The 388-nt window shown below is 35.8% G+C and carries 1 rRNA gene; it reads left to right on the top strand.

The features are described 5' to 3' along the window. Window positions 1-59, top strand: a 16S ribosomal RNA gene (locus PSH54_RS20670); the annotation flags it as partial. Between the last annotated feature and the right edge of the window lie 329 nt (window positions 60-388).

The following is a 388-nucleotide window of genomic DNA, read 5'->3' as shown; positions in this document are numbered from 1 at the left end:
CTGGGGTGAAGTCGTAACAAGGTAGCCCTAGGGGAACCTGGGGCTGGATCACCTCCTTATACGATTTAGAACTTATTTGTTCGTAGTGTCCACACAGATGATTGTTAGTTAGTTTTACCCTTTGGGTATAACTGATTAATATGCTCTTTAAAAATTTGGAAAAGCTGATAATAAAATTCTGATAAATATTCGTATTTATCAAGAGTTTTCAAAAGTAAAAAAGAATGATAGCAGTATCATTCAGTGCCAATTTAATCATTCATGATTAATTGGTATCTACTTTAGTATTCAATATTAACTTCTGGCGAAGTTAAACTGTCACATAACAAAGACCCGTTTGGGTTGTATGGTTAAGTGACTAAGCGTACACGGTGGATGCCTTGGCAGT

Source organism: Pseudoalteromonas sp. Angola-30, from assembly GCF_028599215.1.
Taxonomy (GTDB): domain Bacteria; phylum Pseudomonadota; class Gammaproteobacteria; order Enterobacterales; family Alteromonadaceae; genus Pseudoalteromonas; species Pseudoalteromonas atlantica.
Note: the sequence above shows the minus strand (reverse complement) of the source record. Positions and strands in the feature narration are given on the sequence as shown.